This window comes from Hymenobacter piscis (assembly GCF_018760735.1).
Classification (GTDB): Bacteria; Bacteroidota; Bacteroidia; order Cytophagales; family Hymenobacteraceae; genus Hymenobacter; species Hymenobacter piscis.
This window is the reverse complement of sequence record NZ_JAHHZN010000005.1, coordinates 228,527-244,742: the sequence shown is the minus strand read 5'-3', so window position 1 is coordinate 244,742 and position 16,216 is coordinate 228,527. Positions and strand designations below refer to the sequence as shown.

Annotated in this window: 13 protein-coding genes; 3 read left to right on the top strand and 10 right to left on the bottom strand. The window is 61.6% G+C overall.

The window, feature by feature from the left end:
• Nucleotides 1-48 precede the first annotated feature (48 nt).
• The 9 genes from KLP40_RS08040 to KLP40_RS08000 all read right to left on the bottom strand — a co-directional run bounded on the left by KLP40_RS08040 (nt 49) and on the right by KLP40_RS08000 (nt 13,162).
• On the bottom strand, nt 49-723 hold the full coding sequence (locus KLP40_RS08040) for a hypothetical protein (protein WP_215593258.1): 675 nt from the start codon (nt 721-723) through the stop codon (nt 49-51).
• 437 nt (nt 724-1,160) lie between these two features.
• A complete protein-coding gene (locus KLP40_RS08035) occupies nt 1,161-2,621 on the bottom strand; it encodes a hypothetical protein (RefSeq protein WP_215593257.1) in 1,461 nt (486 codons plus the stop codon).
• Between the two features lie 166 nt (nt 2,622-2,787).
• Nucleotides 2,788-4,236, bottom strand: a complete 1,449-nt coding sequence (locus KLP40_RS08030) for a hypothetical protein (protein ID WP_215593256.1) — start codon at nt 4,234-4,236, stop codon at nt 2,788-2,790.
• A 134-nt stretch (nt 4,237-4,370) separates the two neighbouring features.
• Nucleotides 4,371-7,835, bottom strand: coding sequence for an acetate and sugar kinases/Hsc70/actin family protein (locus KLP40_RS08025; protein ID WP_215593255.1), 3,465 nt, complete (start codon nt 7,833-7,835; stop codon nt 4,371-4,373).
• A gap of 215 nt (nt 7,836-8,050) precedes the next feature.
• The gene (gene tnpA / locus KLP40_RS08020; RefSeq protein WP_215593254.1) at nt 8,051-8,479 is read right to left on the bottom strand and encodes an IS200/IS605 family transposase; all 429 of its coding nucleotides are present in this window, start codon (nt 8,477-8,479) and stop codon (nt 8,051-8,053) included.
• Nucleotides 8,480-8,607: 128 nt separating this feature from the next.
• Nucleotides 8,608-10,056 carry a hypothetical protein gene (locus KLP40_RS08015; protein WP_215593253.1) on the bottom strand — a complete coding sequence of 483 codons (1,449 nt, stop codon included), beginning with the start codon at nt 10,054-10,056 and terminating at the stop codon, nt 8,608-8,610.
• 107 nt (nt 10,057-10,163) lie between these two features.
• Nucleotides 10,164-10,556 carry a hypothetical protein gene (locus KLP40_RS08010; RefSeq protein WP_215593252.1) on the bottom strand — a complete coding sequence of 131 codons (393 nt, stop codon included), beginning with the start codon at nt 10,554-10,556 and terminating at the stop codon, nt 10,164-10,166.
• A gap of 165 nt (nt 10,557-10,721) precedes the next feature.
• Entirely contained in the window at nt 10,722-12,065 is a 1,344-nt protein-coding gene (locus KLP40_RS08005) for a hypothetical protein (RefSeq protein ID WP_215593251.1), read from the bottom strand.
• 95 nt (nt 12,066-12,160) lie between these two features.
• On the bottom strand, nt 12,161-13,162 hold the full coding sequence (locus tag KLP40_RS08000) for a sugar phosphate nucleotidyltransferase (RefSeq protein WP_215593250.1): 1,002 nt from the start codon (nt 13,160-13,162) through the stop codon (nt 12,161-12,163).
• Between the two features lie 227 nt (nt 13,163-13,389).
• On the opposite strand from KLP40_RS08000, the gene KLP40_RS07995 reads away from it, so the two are divergent.
• The 3 genes from KLP40_RS07995 (at nt 13,390) to KLP40_RS07985 (ending at nt 15,367) form a co-directional block, all read left to right on the top strand.
• Nucleotides 13,390-13,968: a LemA family protein gene (locus KLP40_RS07995; protein ID WP_215593249.1), complete on the top strand. Its 579-nt coding sequence runs from the start codon at nt 13,390-13,392 to the stop codon at nt 13,966-13,968.
• Between the two features lie 128 nt (nt 13,969-14,096).
• A complete protein-coding gene (locus KLP40_RS07990) occupies nt 14,097-14,552 on the top strand; it encodes a TPM domain-containing protein (protein WP_215593248.1) in 456 nt (151 codons plus the stop codon).
• Nucleotides 14,549-15,367: a TPM domain-containing protein gene (locus KLP40_RS07985; protein ID WP_215593247.1), complete on the top strand. Its 819-nt coding sequence runs from the start codon at nt 14,549-14,551 to the stop codon at nt 15,365-15,367. Before KLP40_RS07990 ends, KLP40_RS07985 begins: the two co-directional genes overlap by 4 nt.
• Nucleotides 15,368-15,583: 216 nt before the next feature.
• On the opposite strand, the gene KLP40_RS07980 is transcribed toward KLP40_RS07985, so the two are convergent.
• Nucleotides 15,584-16,180: a 3'-5' exonuclease family protein gene (locus KLP40_RS07980; RefSeq protein WP_215593246.1), complete on the bottom strand. Its 597-nt coding sequence runs from the start codon at nt 16,178-16,180 to the stop codon at nt 15,584-15,586.
• Between the last annotated feature and the right edge of the window lie 36 nt (nt 16,181-16,216).

The window sequence follows — 16,216 nt, the reverse complement described above, 5'->3', positions numbered from 1 at the left end:
GAAACCGCTCCGTAGCCCAGGGCTTCAGCCCTGGGGCACCTAGCGCCTCTACATCCGGCCGATTTTCGGAATCACCTGAATCAAGAAGCGTTTGTTATCGCCTTCGCGGCGGCCCTGGTAGCGGCCGGTGCCATAGAAGCCGCTGCCCCCGATGATGAGCTCGATGTTGCGGTCCTGGCCGAAGTCGAGGCCGTTTTGCTTCCAGAAGTTGAGCAGGCTTAGGGCCCGGCGGTAGCTGAGCTGGTAAGTTATCTGCTCCTCGCGGGCGTTGCGCGGGTCGCCGGCGGGGTAGCGGGCGGCCATGCCTTCCACAATCACGAGGTAGCGCACGGGCTGATCAGTTTTGATGCTTTTGAGCACCGTGCGCAGCCGCTGGCCGGCTTGCAGCAAAGCGGGCTTGTAGGCATCCTGAATTTCGTCGCGGCCGGCCTTGAACTGGACCGGTACCAGCAGCTCGTGCCGCTCATTAGCGGGGTCGTAGCGGAAGTATTTGCCTTCGAGTTGCTCCAGGGAGCGGCGGATTTTGGTAATCTGCTCCAGCTCCACGGCCTTGGCCTTGAGCTCCCCGTTGGCCTGTTTCAGCTCCCCCTCCCGGTCCTTGAACAGCTTGAAGCTGTACACGAACAGCACCAGCATCACCACGAACAAGGACGTCATCAGGTCCACGTAGCTGGGCCAGAAGAAGTCGTTGTGTTGGCGGTTGTTGGATGAGGGGTTGTTCATGAAACGAGTAAATCTTAGCAACTTATCACAGAGAAGGTTTTTTCAATTTTGATGTCTCTGATCAACTATAAGAATCTTTCTTTTCCAGGTTCTTTATGACAAATTCAATAGCTTCTGGAGGATTTTCAAAGAACCATTTTTGATGATTATCATATGTAGAAACCACATACTGGTTCAGGTAAAAATATAGACACAAGAAGTCGTCTGCTAATTCTCTCTCGCATGGATCGTACCTCCATAGGCCTAGCCTGCCCAAACTTATATACGGTTCCAAATACCTAGTGTCGCTGGAACCCCGGCATAGATTAAGTAATTCAATTATCTTATTAGGATAAAAGTGCGATGGAAATTCTGACAATCTCGCACGTGTCTCAGCCCATCTTTTATTATTCTCGATTATTTTATCAACGCTATACTCTTTCATTTACCACAACTTGTTACACCGGCTTCACGCCCCCAAAAAGCTTGTCCATGAACCGCTGGAAGCTGTTCTTGGACGTGGCTTTGACCAGCACCGTGTTCAGGTTGGAAAGCTCAGAAAGCAGCTTGGCCTGAATCTGGGAATCCAGCTCCACTTTGCGGAGCAGCTCACGCTGGGTGGCGGTGACGTCGCGGCTGAGGTCGGCCTGCTGGGCGTTGAGGTTCTGGAAGGGCTCCAGCTGCTTGAGCAGCTTCTCGAAGACGTTGTCGGCGTTGAGCTGCTCGAAATACTGCTGCCACTTCTCGTAGGCCAGCTGGGCCTGCCGCTCATTGTAGGCCAAGCGCTTGTTCATCACGTCGGCGAGGCCCACGCCGGCCTGGTCGATGTGCTGCTCGGCCCGGTCGCGCAGGTTGCGCAGTTCGGTCTGGTGCTTCTGGAAGAAATCCAGCATCAGCTGCACCGAGTTGTTGTTGCCGCCCACGTACTGGCCCAGGTCGTTGATGCCCTTCTCGAAGCCCCGCAGCCGGTCGAGAATCCCGTTCACGCTCTGGGCCGACTGGTAACCGGTATCGAGCATCTGGTTGAGCTTCTGCTGGTAGCCGGTGAAGGCCGCGAACAGCTCCGCCGACTCCCGCACCTTCTCGAACACGGCAATATTGGCGGCGGCCATCTTGTCGTAGCCGATGGTATCGAGGCGTTCGAGGAAGTCGCTCTGTACCCGGATGTTCTCCGTCACCTTGTCCATGAGCGGATTAAACAAATCCACCTGGCCCACGAACTGCTGGTTGAAGGCATCGAGCACCGATTTGAGGTTGCTCAGGCTGCCAGCCATATCGGAGTGCAGAATGGGCAGCAGCCGCACCTGAAGCACGGTGTAATACTGGTTCTGGCGGCCGTCGAGCTGGCGGCGGGCCTCCCGCAGCAGCCCGTTGCCGAGCAGCGTGAGCAGCAGCCCCACGAAGGAGCCGGTCATGGCAATGAGCACCCCGGTCAGGAAGGGGGTCAGCGCATTATCGTCCGACACGCCATTGCGGGCAATGCCCACGAGGCCCAGAATCACGCCCAGAAACGTGCCCAGCAACCCCAGGTACAGGGGCGTCGAGACGTTGGCTTGCACCTCGTTGTCGAGCACCTGACTGCGGCGCTCCGAAATGTCCTTGAGAATCCCGAAATCGGCCGCTGCGCCCTTGTTGTGGCGCAGGTAGTCGTTGGTATCGAGCAGGATTTCCTCGAACTCGGTGGAGGCGTTATCGGCCTTGAGCAACGTAGCCGGATAGGCCTCCGGGGGCGCGTCGGCGGCGTATTCGGGCAGGTCGCGGCCGTCGGGCAGCACGAGGCGCTGTTCCACGCGCAGGGCTTCACGGGGCGGGTAGAGCTGGCTGAGCTGGCGGGTTTTGGTACGGGTTTGCAGGAACGTGCGAATCTGCAGGCCCACCACCACGGCCACCACCAGTACTTCGAGGGCAATTTCAAGCATAGAACCGTAAATAACGCTATTCCTGATCGGCAAGCCACAAAACTGTCATCCTGAACGGCGCGAAGGACCTTGCCAGGCGAGGACAACCACCTGCGCAGTATAGTCCTCACGTGATAAGATCCTTCGCTCCGCTCAGGATGACAGTTCTTTTATCAATTCGGCTATCCTACTCGAACCGGATGGCGGCTTTCTGCTCAATCTGCCAGTTGCCGGCCACTTTGCGCAGCACGCCCTCTTCCTCCGTCACGATGCGGGTGACCGGGCTGCTGGGTTGCTGATAACGGCAGGCTTCGCGCAGGGAATACTGGGCGCTTTGAATGGCGTAGGCGTGAATGGCGGGGTTAGGCGTCACGTTAAACGTGGCCAGTTCGGGCCACTGCGGGTCGAAGTGGATTTCGTAGATGCTGTCGTGCTGGGGTTCGTCGCTGAAATCGTACTCGCTGAACGCCCCGTTCACGGGCACCTTCACGTAGCGCGTGTACTGCGCCGGACCAGCCGACTCTACCGGCGCGGCCATCGGCAGCGGATCCGTTGCGGCGGCCATTTCGGGCTGGGGCAACTGCACGGGCGGCACGAGGCTCTCGAACTCGTCGCGCGGGGAAGCCGTAGGCGAACCGGCCGGAATGGCGGCCGGCGGCGCGGGCACTTCGGACAGCGGACGGGGTGCTTCTATTACCGGTGCGGGCTGCTGGGGAGCCGCCACCGGGCGGGCGGCGGGCGTGGCAGGCGCCGGCGTCGCGCCCGCCATGTCCCGGCGGATTTTCTGCATTTCCTCAGCCACGCGCTGCTCCACCAGTTTTTCTACCTCGCGCTGCTGGGCCGGAGTAAGCCGGTCGGCAGCTTTACCGCTGCTACCGGCAACGGGAGCGTTTTGCAGGGCCAGGATTTCGTCGCGGCGCTTGTCGATGCGAGCACCCAGCTCCTTCTGGAAGCCGCCGATGTTGCGGCGCAGCAGCCAGTACAGCACCAGGCTGAGCAGGGCCAGAATCAGGGCCAGCGGGCCGAAGAACTTATCCATCACCCCTTCCCCGGCCGAGGAGCCAGCGGTTTGGGCGGGCGCCATCACACCCGCTTCGTCCGGCCCCGCATCGGCGGGCGCGGAAGCGGTGGCTTCGTCGAGGTCGGTGGTCGTGTCGGGCGCATCGGCAGTGGCCGCCGTCAGGTCACCGATGGGCGTACCGTTGTTCACGTAGCTGTTGAGGGCCGTTTCGAGGGTGGCCAGGCGCTGCATCCGGGCCGGGTCTGCGCGGCGGGCGGGCGAGGACTTCAGCCGGTTCACGATTTCCGTAGTCAGCTTCTGGAGGCGGGCCGGATTCGAGCCCAGGCCGTTGTACATCGTGCCCCGGCCTTCCAGGGGCTGGTAGAGCAGGCTGTACACCTTCTGGCTATCGGCCTTGATGCTGTTCTCGAAGGCCTTGAGCGAGCCGCTGCAGTTGAGCTTGTCCTTGAGGTTGCCACGGCCATTGTCGTCGTACACGTAGCGCACCGCAGCGCACCAGACCTGTACTTTCTGCTCATCGAGCGTGGGCTGCCCGAGGGGCGTTTGAGCACGGCTGCCGGCTGCCAGCAGCAGCAAACCGGTCAGCAAAGAAGCAGCGCGGCGGGAAAGGGTCATAGGGTGTTGGGGTAGATGAGCTGGGTTCCCAGGGTTGAAACCCTGGGCTAGTGAGTGGTAAGACCACGCCATTCAGTCGAAAAACCGCTCCATAGCCCAGGGTTTCAACCTTGGGCTACCGGGCCGCTGGTACATTACGCCTGCAATTCGCGGCTCAGGTTGTACAGCGCCTGTTTCAGCGGCAGGAAGAACAGGGTTTCCGGCAAGGTTTCGTCAGAGGAGAGCTGGCGCTGGAACTGGTGTAAGCCCAGGCTCAGGCTGTCCTCGATTTCGCGGAGCAGGATGTCCTTCACGCGCTGACGGTCCACGTCCACGCCTACTTCGCGCAGGTAGGGTGCGACGTCGTCGCCTTCCAGCACCAGGGTGAGGTAGTTGCGCACGTTGTCGAGCACCGTGTTTTTCAGCTCGGCATCTACCTGGTTTAGCTTCAGGCGCTGCTGGTTTAGCTCGGTGCCTTCCACGGCACCGCTGTACTTCACGGGCTTGATGTTGTCGTAGTCGGTGGTAGTTTTCTCCTCGAACAGCACGCCGCCGTTGGTGGTGGCTTCTTTGGGGTTGTCGGCCAGGATGACGCGGAAGTTGTGGGGCGGCTCCACGCCCGTCACGGCCTGGAAGATGGCTTTCGTAATCTTCTCAATGGCTACCAACGAGCTACCGCCGGCCAGCAGACGCAGATAGAGGCTGCCTTTGCCGGAGAAGCAGAGGTAGCGCGGCGTTTTCAGGCCGAGGTGCTTGGTGAGCTGGGCCGTGTGGTAGATGATGCTGGTGTAGTGCAGGTAAAACAGCACCCGCAGCTGCCGGCCCTTGCCGAGGCCCAAAGCCTGGGTGAAGCGCAGGGCATCATCGTACTTGAACAGCAGGCTGGTCACGTCGGCCGAGCCGAAATCGGTGTTGCTGAGGGCGGCGCGCAGGTAGCCTTTGTACTCCTGGTTTTGCTCGGAGTCGGGCAGGCTTTCCACGTGGCCCACGCCGAGGCGCAGCAGACCGTTCTGCTTGGGCGCGCCCTGCACGCGGGCGTAGCCGTCGCCCCACAGGTCGTCGCCGGCGAAGCGGAACGAGGTGCTGTAGGCCGGTTTCTGGTCGGCAAACAGCAGCAAATCGGTGGTACCGCCACCGATGTCGATGTTCACCACGTTTTCGTCGCGGTTGGGCACTACCTGGTTGGTGGCGGTGAGGTAATAATAGGGCGCTACCGATTCGGTGAGGCAGATGGTGGGGCGGCGCGTCTTGAACACCTGCTGGAACGACTCATCCCACACCTGCTGGAACTGATTGCGCAGGAACCCATCAAAGCTCAGCGGCGCAAACCACACCACGCGGGTGTCTTCCAGAATGCCGCCGTGCAAGGCCGCCTTGTGGCGCAGCAGCAGCAGAATTTCCCGGAAAAAGGCCTCAATGCGGGCCACGCCCTGCGGGTCCAGCTCGGCCGACCATTTCAGGTTGGTCACGAACCGGTTCTGAGGCAGCTCGGCCGTGTTTTCGGTGTTGATGCTGAAGCCGATGTTGATGTTACTGAGCACCTTGGCCGGCTCGTTGGCAAACGACGTGGTTTCGCACACGGCCGTCCGAATCGGAAACTCATACACCGAGCCGCCTTCGCCCACGAACGAGGGCACAAACTCCCGGTTCTGCAGCGTAGCAATGTTGTCCCAGATCTGGCCGGCCCCGGTGCGGTAGCGCTGGGCAGCCGAGAGGCCCTGGTCGGCTACCGGCGCGTGCAGCCACTCCACCTGCACATCGGCCTCGCCGATGGTGAGCGGGCGCGGGTGGGCGCTCGGCGAATCGGCGTAGGCAATGTGGGTGTTGGTGGTGCCGAAGTCGACGGCAAACGTGAAGCGGCGGGTGCCGCGGTCCAGCTCGCGCCAGCGCGGCACCAGCAGGCCCCGGGCCGGCTCCGCGCCGATGGTAGCGGGCGGGCAGGTCAGCTCAGCGAGGTCGAAGTGGGTGCCGGTGACTTCGTAGTAGGTGCTGCCGGCGGTGGCCATGCTTTTCTGGGTACGCTCGTAGCGGGTGGCGCGGCGGGCGGCTCCCTGCTCCGTGATTCGCTCCCCGTTCACGAAGAACGTGAGGTCGTAGCGGCGGTTAAGCATAGTGGGCGCGTTGTCGGCATCCACCAGCATCACCTTGTAGAGGTCGTTGTACTCGGGCTGGTAGCGCACCTTGTAGAACGGGAACACGCCCACGCCCACGGCGGCTTTCACAATGCGGCCCTTCTCCAGAATCTCGCGACCCTGAGCATCCTTGGGGTTCTGCGGATTGTGGTAGTAGCTGCGCTCAAAGGTGATGAAGCGGCCCGCCTGCACCGGCACCCGCAGCTGCACGCGCACGTGGCTCAGGTCGATGGTAAAGGTGAGTAGCTCGGCCAGCTCGTTTTCGGTGAAATACTCAAAAAACGCCTGTTTCAGCGGCAGCAGGTACGGGAAGCGCGCCCGGCCCTGACCATCGGCTCCATACTGGAACGTGACTTTGCCGGTGTGGAAGCGCTGCGTATTCAGCTCATAAGGCAGCTCTACCAGAGAATCTTCCAGCAGGTCGCCCACCGTGAGGTAGGGGTATTTGAAGCCTTTGCCGGGCAGCACGCGGCTTTCCAGCGCCACTTCGTCGTAGTAGGGCACCGGCGTGCGGTCGTCCCAGGGTTGGCCGTTGAGGTAGTTGGCGCCGGGCATCGTCAGGTTCGGACGCAGCACCAGGGGGCGCGGCCGGCCGCTGATGGCCTCCCGGGTGGGCTGGATGAACAGGTCGGAGCTGGTCACGGCCGACTGGTCGGCACGGCCGGGCAGGGGCACGCCTTTCACGCTCACCAGGTTGCCCTGCACATCGGCCAGGGCCGGGTAGCGGGCGGCAAACTGCTGAGCGCTCCGGTCGCCCTGCATCTGGAGCTGGTTGATTTTCGAGCGGTCGAAGCCCGCGTACACGCTGCCGGCAAACTCGCGGCGCTGCAGTTGCGGGTAGGCCAGGAACAGCTCGTACACGAACTCCCGGAACTGCGGGTCGCGGTCTTCGAGCAGCACGGTCTGCTGGTCGAAGTAGTGGCCGCGGGCCTGGGGCCGCTCCAGGTCCAGGGGCTTCACGGCGGGGCCGGTGAACAGGATGGTCAGCGGCGAGGTGCCCCCTAGCAGACGCGTGCCGCCCGCCAGCTCCGGCGACTCATAGTACACCAGATACATATCGGAGAAGTCGCGGAACCGCTCGTCCTGCATGTACAGCTGCAGGGTTTCGCCCAGCAGGCGCGTGCCCTCATCCTGCCGCATCCGGCGGATTTCGGCCTCGGCATTCCAGCGGCGCAGCGTGATTTTGCGACCGGCCTGGGTGTACAGGTGGTAGTTGTAGAGCAGCTCCAGCAAATCCCAGAAGTGCGTGGTCAGCTCGTGGTACACCGAGCCAGGGTTGCGCTGCCCCTCCCGGGCCAGAAAGTCGAAGGCCGTTTCAAACAGGTGCATCCGCGCAAACGGCGTCGGGATGCTCACGGCCAGGTTACGCGACTTGCCCCCCGCGGGGTCCGTGACGGTGTTGATTTCGGTGCTGGTGACGGGGGCGGTTTTCTGCCAGCCTTGCACCTGCTGGGAGCCGTTGTTGTGTAAGCGAAGGACTTTGGCCATATCGTTTTCCGGGGTTCCCAGGGTTGAAACCCTGGGCTAGTTAGCGGTTCTGTTCTTGGTTGGCGGAGTGGTGCTGGGCAAGTAGTTCAGACGGCGCGGCTATTGCGGGCGTCCCAGGGCTGAAGCCCTGGGCTACGGAGTGTGTTGTTCGGTTTTCGCTGACTAGCCCAGGGCTTCAGCCCTGGGACGCCCGCGTCATTCGCGCCGCCTGCACCTCACGGCACTCGCGCCATCTTTTCCAGCATTTCCATTTCCTGCCAGTAATCCTGCTCTTGATGATGCTTTTCCTGGTTGCGGATGTAGTTACGCACCCGCTCTACATGCGACGGACTGACGGAAAACGCGCCGTAACCATTCTGCCAGCCGAAGGTAAAATCCGTCAGGCCCTGCTCATTTACCCAATGCGCGCTTTTGCCCTTGAGCTGTTGCATCACCAAATCCAGACGGTCAGTGGTGCGCAACGAAAGTAAGCAGTGCACGTGGTCATGGACGCCATTCAGGAAGTTAAGGTGGATGTTACCGGTTTCTGCAATGTGCCGAATCTGAGTAAACAGAACTGGTTTCAATTCCGCCGTGAGCCAAGGCTGCCGGTTTTTGGTAGCCCACGTAACATGCACCCACAACGACTGAAAAACGTGGCTCATGCGTCTTGTTCAGATGGACCAGAGTCCCAAGGCTGAAGTCCTGGGCTACGGAGCATTGTAGAATAAATAATCGTCCTTCCGCTGCCTAGCCCAGGGTTTCAACCCTGGGACGGCTGGGACGGCTGGGGTTACACCACCTTCACCTTCTCCTCAAACGCCTTATCCGTCACATCATAGAACAGCTCCAGCAGCTTGCGGAAGTTGTCGGGTTCCTGGATGGACTTCTCGGTTTTGTTGAGGTTGTCGAGCAGGTAGTTGTGGCTGAGGCCCTTGTTGAAGAAGTCGTTCCACTTCTTTTCCACCGGCTTGCCGAGGATCATGGCGTTGAAATCGTCGGTCTGGAGGTCGAAGGGGCGGAAGGCGCGGCGGTTCTGGGCCAGCTCCTGCAGCCACTGGTCCACGCCCGAGTCCTGGCTGTGCAGGAAGGTGTTCAGCTCCCGGAAGATGGGCTCGTTGCGCATGGCGTAGTCCAGCTTCAGGTTGTCGGCGTAGGGCGCTTTATCGGTGGGCAGGTGCTGCTTGTGGTAGCGCGTGAAGTACAGGAACTGCGTGAGCTGCTTGGCCATGATTTCCCGCGTCTCGTCGGGCAGGTGGCTGAATTGCAGCTCCGGCGCGTCCTGGTTCAGGCCGTATTCGTGGAAGTGCGGGCCGCCGGTGCGCAGCTCGGCGGGCGAGTAGCGCATGAAGTCCACAATGCTCAGGGCCGCCAGCAGCTCAATTACATGAGCCTTGTTCTTCTGCTGGGTGCCGCCGGGCTGGTTTTCGTAGGGCGTATCGGGCGTGTCGGCGAGGTAGTACAGCGCGTCGAGGCCCTGCAGGTTATGCTCGTAGTAGCTGAGCGCCGCCTTGGTTTTGGTGAGGAAGTTGTTGGAGTCGATGACGGCGTTGTCCTCGCTCTGCAGGGCGAAGTAGGGCATCACCGTTACGGCCCCGGTGGGCGCGTCGCGGAGGTAGCGGGCGTTGCTGAGGCGGGTGTTCGAGTCCTTCAGATTCTTGAGCATCAGCGGGAAGCCCGCCGCGCCCGTACCGCCGAAGATGCTCGACACGAAGAACACCCGGTCGCCGTCCTGGAAGTTATCGGCGAAAAACCGCATTTCCGGGCTTTCCACCAGCTTATTCAACACGATGCTGCCCACATTGGGCGAGCCGCGGAAGCCAATGGTCAGCGGGCTTTCCAAATTATCCTGGGTGAACAGCAAGTCCACCAGCCCCTTCGAATCCACCGACAAACCATCGTAGCTCAGGTATTGCCGGAAGCTCTGGTTGATGCCGCCGAAGTCGAAGATGAAGGTATCCTTCACTGAGCCGTTCACGTCCTGCGAAATGCCGCTCAGCGTGCTGATATCGGTCTTGAAGAAGCCTTCTTCGCGGGGACCGAGGCGCTTGTAGATCTGCTGGTAGCTCTGCAGCAGCTGCACCGTGCGGTTCATGTCGCCGTTGTGCGCGTCGGGGTCGATGATGATGGGCACCACCCGGTCGCAGTTGGGCAGGTCCACGCCCGCCGCCAGCAGCATCGTGAGCGAGCGAATCACGCGGGAACCCGTGCCGCCAATACCGAATAAAAAGAGTTTAGCCATGAGGAGTAGTGAGTAGTAAGTAGTGAGTAGTTAGAATCGGGATTGAGCTTACAGCGCCGTTGGCTTATTGCCAACGGCGCTGTAAGCTCAATCCCCGGTACTCAATACTAAAACGGCGTGGTGCTGGCGTTGGTGGAGGCGCGCTTGAGCAGTACCGAGAACAGGAAAAACCAGAACATGCCCAGAATGGCGTTCCAGGTGGCCAGCCAGTAGATGTAGCTGTGGTCGGTGACCTGCTGGGCGTTGGTTTGCCAGATGGTGACGAAGAAGGCCAGCAGCGCATTCAGCCCCAGAAATAGCGCCCAGTGCCGGCCCTTGTTGAAGGTGGCTACGCCCATAGCCCGGTTGATGAGTAGGTAGAACACCACCACCAGCCCGACGGAAATACCCAGGTTCAGCAGCCCCAGGTTGGGGAAGATAACGTCGCGGTACACGGGGGTGTCGGCGGGTGGTTGGGGGGCGCCGATGATTTCGTAGAGGAAGCGGAAGAATGCTTTCATGCAGGGAAGTAACGCGGATTGGGGTTCGCGGGGTGAGGAAACGAGAGAAAACCGCCAAAATTGTGGCCCGGCCCGGCCGGTGGTGCGGGGCGTGGAACGACTATCGTGCCAACTCCGGCCAGGGCACCGCCCACCAGCCGGCCTGGCCCAACGGGTATCAGACGTCTACCGGCCGGGCTGCAGCGTCAGGGGCAATTCGAAAACGGGAGCTTTTTTGCCGGACTGCGCAGGCTCCAGGCCATCGAGCAGGCTGCTGAGGGCGAAGGTTTTGGGCGCGGGTGTGCCGTCGTTTTTCGTGGTCCACTCACCTACCCAGGCGGGGCGCTGGTCCTGGAGGCGCAGCACCAACGGGCGGGAAGCCTGGGGCATGTTGGCAAGTCGGATTTTCGCAAAATGCGTGAACCGGCTTTCCGGGCCACTGCTTGCTTTGGTTTGTGCCGTGGCGGCCGTTACGCCCAGGAGCTTGGCATCGGTATCCACACCCTGGAGCGTCAGGTGCTGTTGCAGATAGCCCAGGTCGCGGTACTGGCCGGGCAGGGTGCGCAAATCCAGGCCCACCACAAACTCTACGGGCTGCTGGGCCGAGGCCTCGCTCACGGCCACCACGCGGTAGCTGTCGGCGTCGCGCTTGCTGGCCCCGGCGTCGCCGTAATACCAGCTGCCCTTGTTCTGGAACTTGCTCAGCAAAGAGTACGCCGGCCGCGGATAGGTCACGCCGAAGTGGGCCTGACGGGCGGCGGGGGCTTCCAGCAAGGCCCCATCGAACTGGCGCACGGCATCAGCCGGGCCAATTACCCAGAAATAGTAAGGAATTTCGGTGTCGCAGCAGGCCATTTGCTTGCCGGCCGCCTTGAGGGCCGGATAGTAGGTACCCCGGAAATCGGAGGTGAAGCCGTACACCGACACGGCCAGGTCCGGCTGGGCGCCGTTGCGCTGGAGGGCGTCGGTGATATCGGTTTTGATGTAGGGAATGGCCCCGGCGTTCTTGGGCGAGTAGATGAAGTCCGAAATCAGCACGTTCACGGTACCGGGCTGGTAGTAGCGGGCCATCAGGGTATCGAGCACGGCGGGCAGCTCAGTGCTTTTGGCGGGTTGCTGGATGCCGCCGCGCACGGTGCCGGAAATACCCTGGTACGAGTCGGTGTAGGGCTTTTCCTTGAGGCGGAAGAAGGACTTGCGCGTCGCGGCCCGCGTGCGGTTCACCTCCGAGAGGAACTGCGCCACGTGCTGCTGAAACCGGGTGTTCTCGCCCCCGGCCCCGGTTTTAGGCATAAAGCCCTCCATCGACCCCGATACTTCCAGAAACACGTTCACCGCTTGCAGGGGCTGGGCGACGGCCGCCTCGGTGGCCGGGGGTGGGGTCTGGTCGCCCGAGGGCAGGGCGTCGGTGATGTCAACGGCCAATTCCTGCTCCTCTTTAATATCGGAGCGGGAATAGCAGCCGGGTAGCAGCAGCAGCGTCAGGCCCAGGATGGGCAGCAGGCGGGGGGAGAGAGTCGGATAGCGCATCGGTCTAAAGTAACGACAATCTGCCCACAGTGGATACATGGATTGAATGGTTGGATGACAGTTCACCCATCCAACCATTCACCAGTCCAACCATCCTAACTGTAATCAATCTCCGTGTTGTCGCCGATGTTGAGGCTGTGGCGGGTGCCTTTGAACAGGGCGTCGGAGCCGACAATGCAGTCGTGCATGACGGCGGAGCGCAGCTCGGAGTAGGAGCCAATGATGGATTCGCTCAGGATGGTGTTCTTGACGATGGTCCGGTCGCCGATGGCCACGTTGGGGCCGATGATGGAGCCGGCAATCTGGCAGTCCTTGCCAATGCTGACGGGCGGGATGATGATGGTATCGGGGAAGTCGGGGTAGTCGCGGCGCTTGAGGAACTCGGGGCGGTTAAGCAGGCGGGCATTGGCTTCGAGCAACGAGCTTTTGCGGCCGCAGTCGAACCAGTTATCCACCGGCGTGGTCACCATTTCGGCCCCGTCCTGAATCATGAGCATGAGCGCGTCGGTGAGCTGAAACTCGCCGTGGGTACGCTGGTCCTGCTCGATGAGGCGTTCCAGGGCCGAAGCCAGCCAGTCGGGGTTAGCCAGCTTGTAGAGGCCCACCAGGGCGTAGTTCGACTTCGGGATGCGGGGCTTTTCTACCACCTTGGTCACGCGGCCGTTGGGGCCGGTTTCCACGATACCGAACATGGAGGGCGTTTTCACTTCCTTCACGGCCAGCACGTTGCCGGGCGTCTGCATCATGGCCGGCAGGTCGATGTCGACGATGGTGTCGCCGAGCAGGATGAGCAGGCCGTCCTGCTCGTGGCGGAACTGCTCGCGGGCCAGCCAGAGGGCGTGGGCGATGCCCTCGCGGGGCTCCTGGACCACAAACGTTGCCCGCAGCTCGGGATACTGGCGGCGCACGTAGTTCTCCACCTTCTCGCCCAGGTAGCCGATAATGAACACGAATTCCCGGACGCCGGCCCCCACCAGCCGGTCGATGATGTGGCCCAGGATGGTGTTGCCGGCCACCGGCACCAGGGTTTTGGGTTGGGTGTGGGTATGCGGACGCAAGCGGGAGCCGATGCCGGCTACGGGAATAACTGCTTTCATGGGGGGAGAAAATCAAAAGGCGCCGAAGCGCAAAATACACAATAGCGGCTCAGCTTGGGCTAACACAACCGCTGGGTCGCGAATTCGTACTTTGCAACGCGGCGCATTTTACGCAGTGGTAACAACGCAGGTCCCGATTTGTGAAACCGGCCACCCTGGCAAGCCGTCAGCCCGCCCTCCAACGCGCATTTTTCTCTCCCTTTTCCCATTTTTCTACTCTCTTCCTCATGAAACGTTTTCTGCTCTACTTTGCCGGCCTGGTGCTGCTGCTTTCCCAGTCCTCGTGCGGCTACAACTCCATGGTGTCCAAGGACCAGGCTGTGAAAGGCCAGTGGGCCAACGTGCAGAGCTCCTACCAGCGCCGCTCCGACCTGATTCCGAACCTGGTGAACACGGTGAAAGGCGCTGCCAACTTCGAGAAATCAACTTTGACCGAAGTGATTGAAGCCCGGGCCAAGGCCACCAGCGTGCAACTGAACGCCGACCAGCTGACGCCCGAAAACCTGAAGCAGTTCCAGGAAGCCCAGAGCCAGGTAGGCGCGGGCCTGGGCCGGTTGCTGGCCGTATCGGAAAATTATCCCGAGCTGAAGGCCAACGCCAACTTCCAGGAGCTGCAGGCCCAGATTGAGGGCACCGAAAACCGCATCAACGTGGAGCGCAACAAGTTCAACGGCCTCGTAAACGACTACAACGCCTACATCAAGAGCTTCCCCAACAACCTGTTCGCCGGCCTGTTCGGCTTCGCCGAGAAGCCCTACTTCGAGGCCGATGCCGCCGCGCAGAAAGCCCCGACGGTCCAGTTTTAATTGAGTTGCCGGTTGTCAGTGGTGAGTTGCCAAGTATTGGTTGTCAGTTGTCAGGTTGTGCTGATGCCCGGCCACTGACAACCGACAACTGGCAACTGACAACTGGTAACTGGTAACTGACAACTGACATGATTAACCCTCTCACCCCCGAGCAGGAAGCCGCGCTGGTGGAAGCCATCCGGCAGGCCGAACTGCGCACCTCCGGCGAAATCCGGGTGCACCTGGAAGACACCTGCCCCACGCCCGAGCCCCTCGACCGCGCCGCCCAGGTGTTTGCCGAGTTGGGCATGCACCACACGGCCCAGCGCAACGGCGTGCTGTTTTACCTGGCCTGGCAGAGCCGGCAGTTTGCCGTCATCGGCGACACCGGTATTAACTCCGCGGTGCCCGACGACTTCTGGGAAACGGCCAAGGAAAGCGTGTTGCAGCACTTCCGGACCGAGAAGTACGTGAACGGCCTCGAGCAGGGCGTCCGGCTGGTGGGAGAGCAACTGCGGCGGTATTTTCCCTACGACGCGGCCACCGATGAGAACGAGCTGGACGATTCCATTTCGTTCGGCGACTCGCCTACTAAGCGCCCATGAACCAACTACTCCTTTCCCTGCGGCAGCACCGCGGCTGGCTCCTGGCCCTGTGGCTGGTACTCGGCCAGCTGGCGGCCAGCGCCCAGAACGTACCGCCCCGGCCCAACCCGCCCCGCCTGGTGAACGACCTGGGCGGCATGCTGCGCCCCGATGAGGTGGCCCAGCTGGAGCGCAAGCTGGTGGCCTACAACGACTCCACTTCCTCCCAGATTGCCGTTGTAACGGTGCCTTCCCTGGGCGATTACGACATTTTCGACTATGCCCAGCAGCTCTACCAGACCTGGGGCATCGGGCAGAAGGGCAGCAACAACGGTATTCTGCTGCTCATTGCCAAGGAAGAGCGCAAAGCCCGCATTCATACCGGCTACGGATTGGAGGGTGCCATTCCGGACGCGCTTTCCAAGCGCATTATCTCCAACACCATCGTTCCGGCCTTCAAGCAGGAGCAGTACTATCAGGGTCTGGACCGGGCCACCGACCAGCTCATTGCCCTGGCCAAGGGCGAATACAAGGCCGACCAGACTACCCAGCCCCGCAGCCGCGACTCCGACGGCAGTGGTTCGGGCATCTCGTTCTGGGTTATCATTGCCGTGCTCATCCTGTTTATTCTGCTGCGTAACCGCGGCGGCGGAAACGGCGGCGGCCGGCGCAACCGGGGCTTCGGCGGCAGCATGATTCCGCCCGTCATCTTCGGCGACTTCAGCGGCGGCCGCGGCACCTTTGGGGGCGGCGGAGGCGGTGGTTTCGGCGGGGGCGGTTTCGGGGGCTTCGGCGGCGGCAGCAGCGGCGGCGGCGGCGCCTCCGGCAGCTGGTAGCGGTGGCTGAGTGAAGTGGTGCATGAGTGAATCGTTCTGTCATGGCGAGCAGCGCGAAGCAATCCGTCCCTCATCTTCTTCTCAACTTCGACCTATTCAAAAAGCCCCTGACGTGCGTACGTCAGGGGCTTTGCGTTTGTCAGGACTTCAAACTTCGTGAAGGACGGATTGCTTCGCGCTGCTCGCAATGACAGAACGATTCACTCATGCACCACTTCACTCAGTCACCTTATACACCGGCCGGTCATAAAAAGGGCGGAGCAGCTCGATGACGTCGAGGGCGTCGGCCAGGGCCTGGTGGGCCACGGTGTCGTCGGCGAAGCCGGCGCGGGCCTTGCAGATTTGCATGGTGGGCAGGCGCGTATCCTTGCGCCAGTTGAGGTAGAAAACGGCCGGATCGAGCATGGCGGGCTCGGCGCGCACCAGGGTACCGTAGCCGGGCAGGGCGCGCAGGAACCCCAGGTCGAAGGAGGCAATGTTCTTGCCGGCCATCGTCACGGCCACGCAGTCCTTTTTATCGGGTTTGAAGCCCTGGGCCAGCAGGAACTCCCGTAGCTGAGGTAGCAGCTCATCGGGCAGGCACAACTCGGGGTTGGGTTCCTTTTGCGCCAGCTCCCGCAGCAGCCCCGCGTTCAGGGCCAGAGCCCCGGCGGTGCCGGTCAGCTCGGGGTGGCGCACCACGCGCCGAAAGGCCGGCAGCTCCGGCAGGGGCCGCAGGTTCTTGGTGTCTTCCACCACGGCCGCCAGCTCCAGAATCTGGTGGCGCTGGGCGTTGCCGCCGGTGGTTTCAAGGTCGAGGGAGATGTAACGCATTGCGCTGGGCTGTACGCGTCAGGGGCCCCGGGGTTG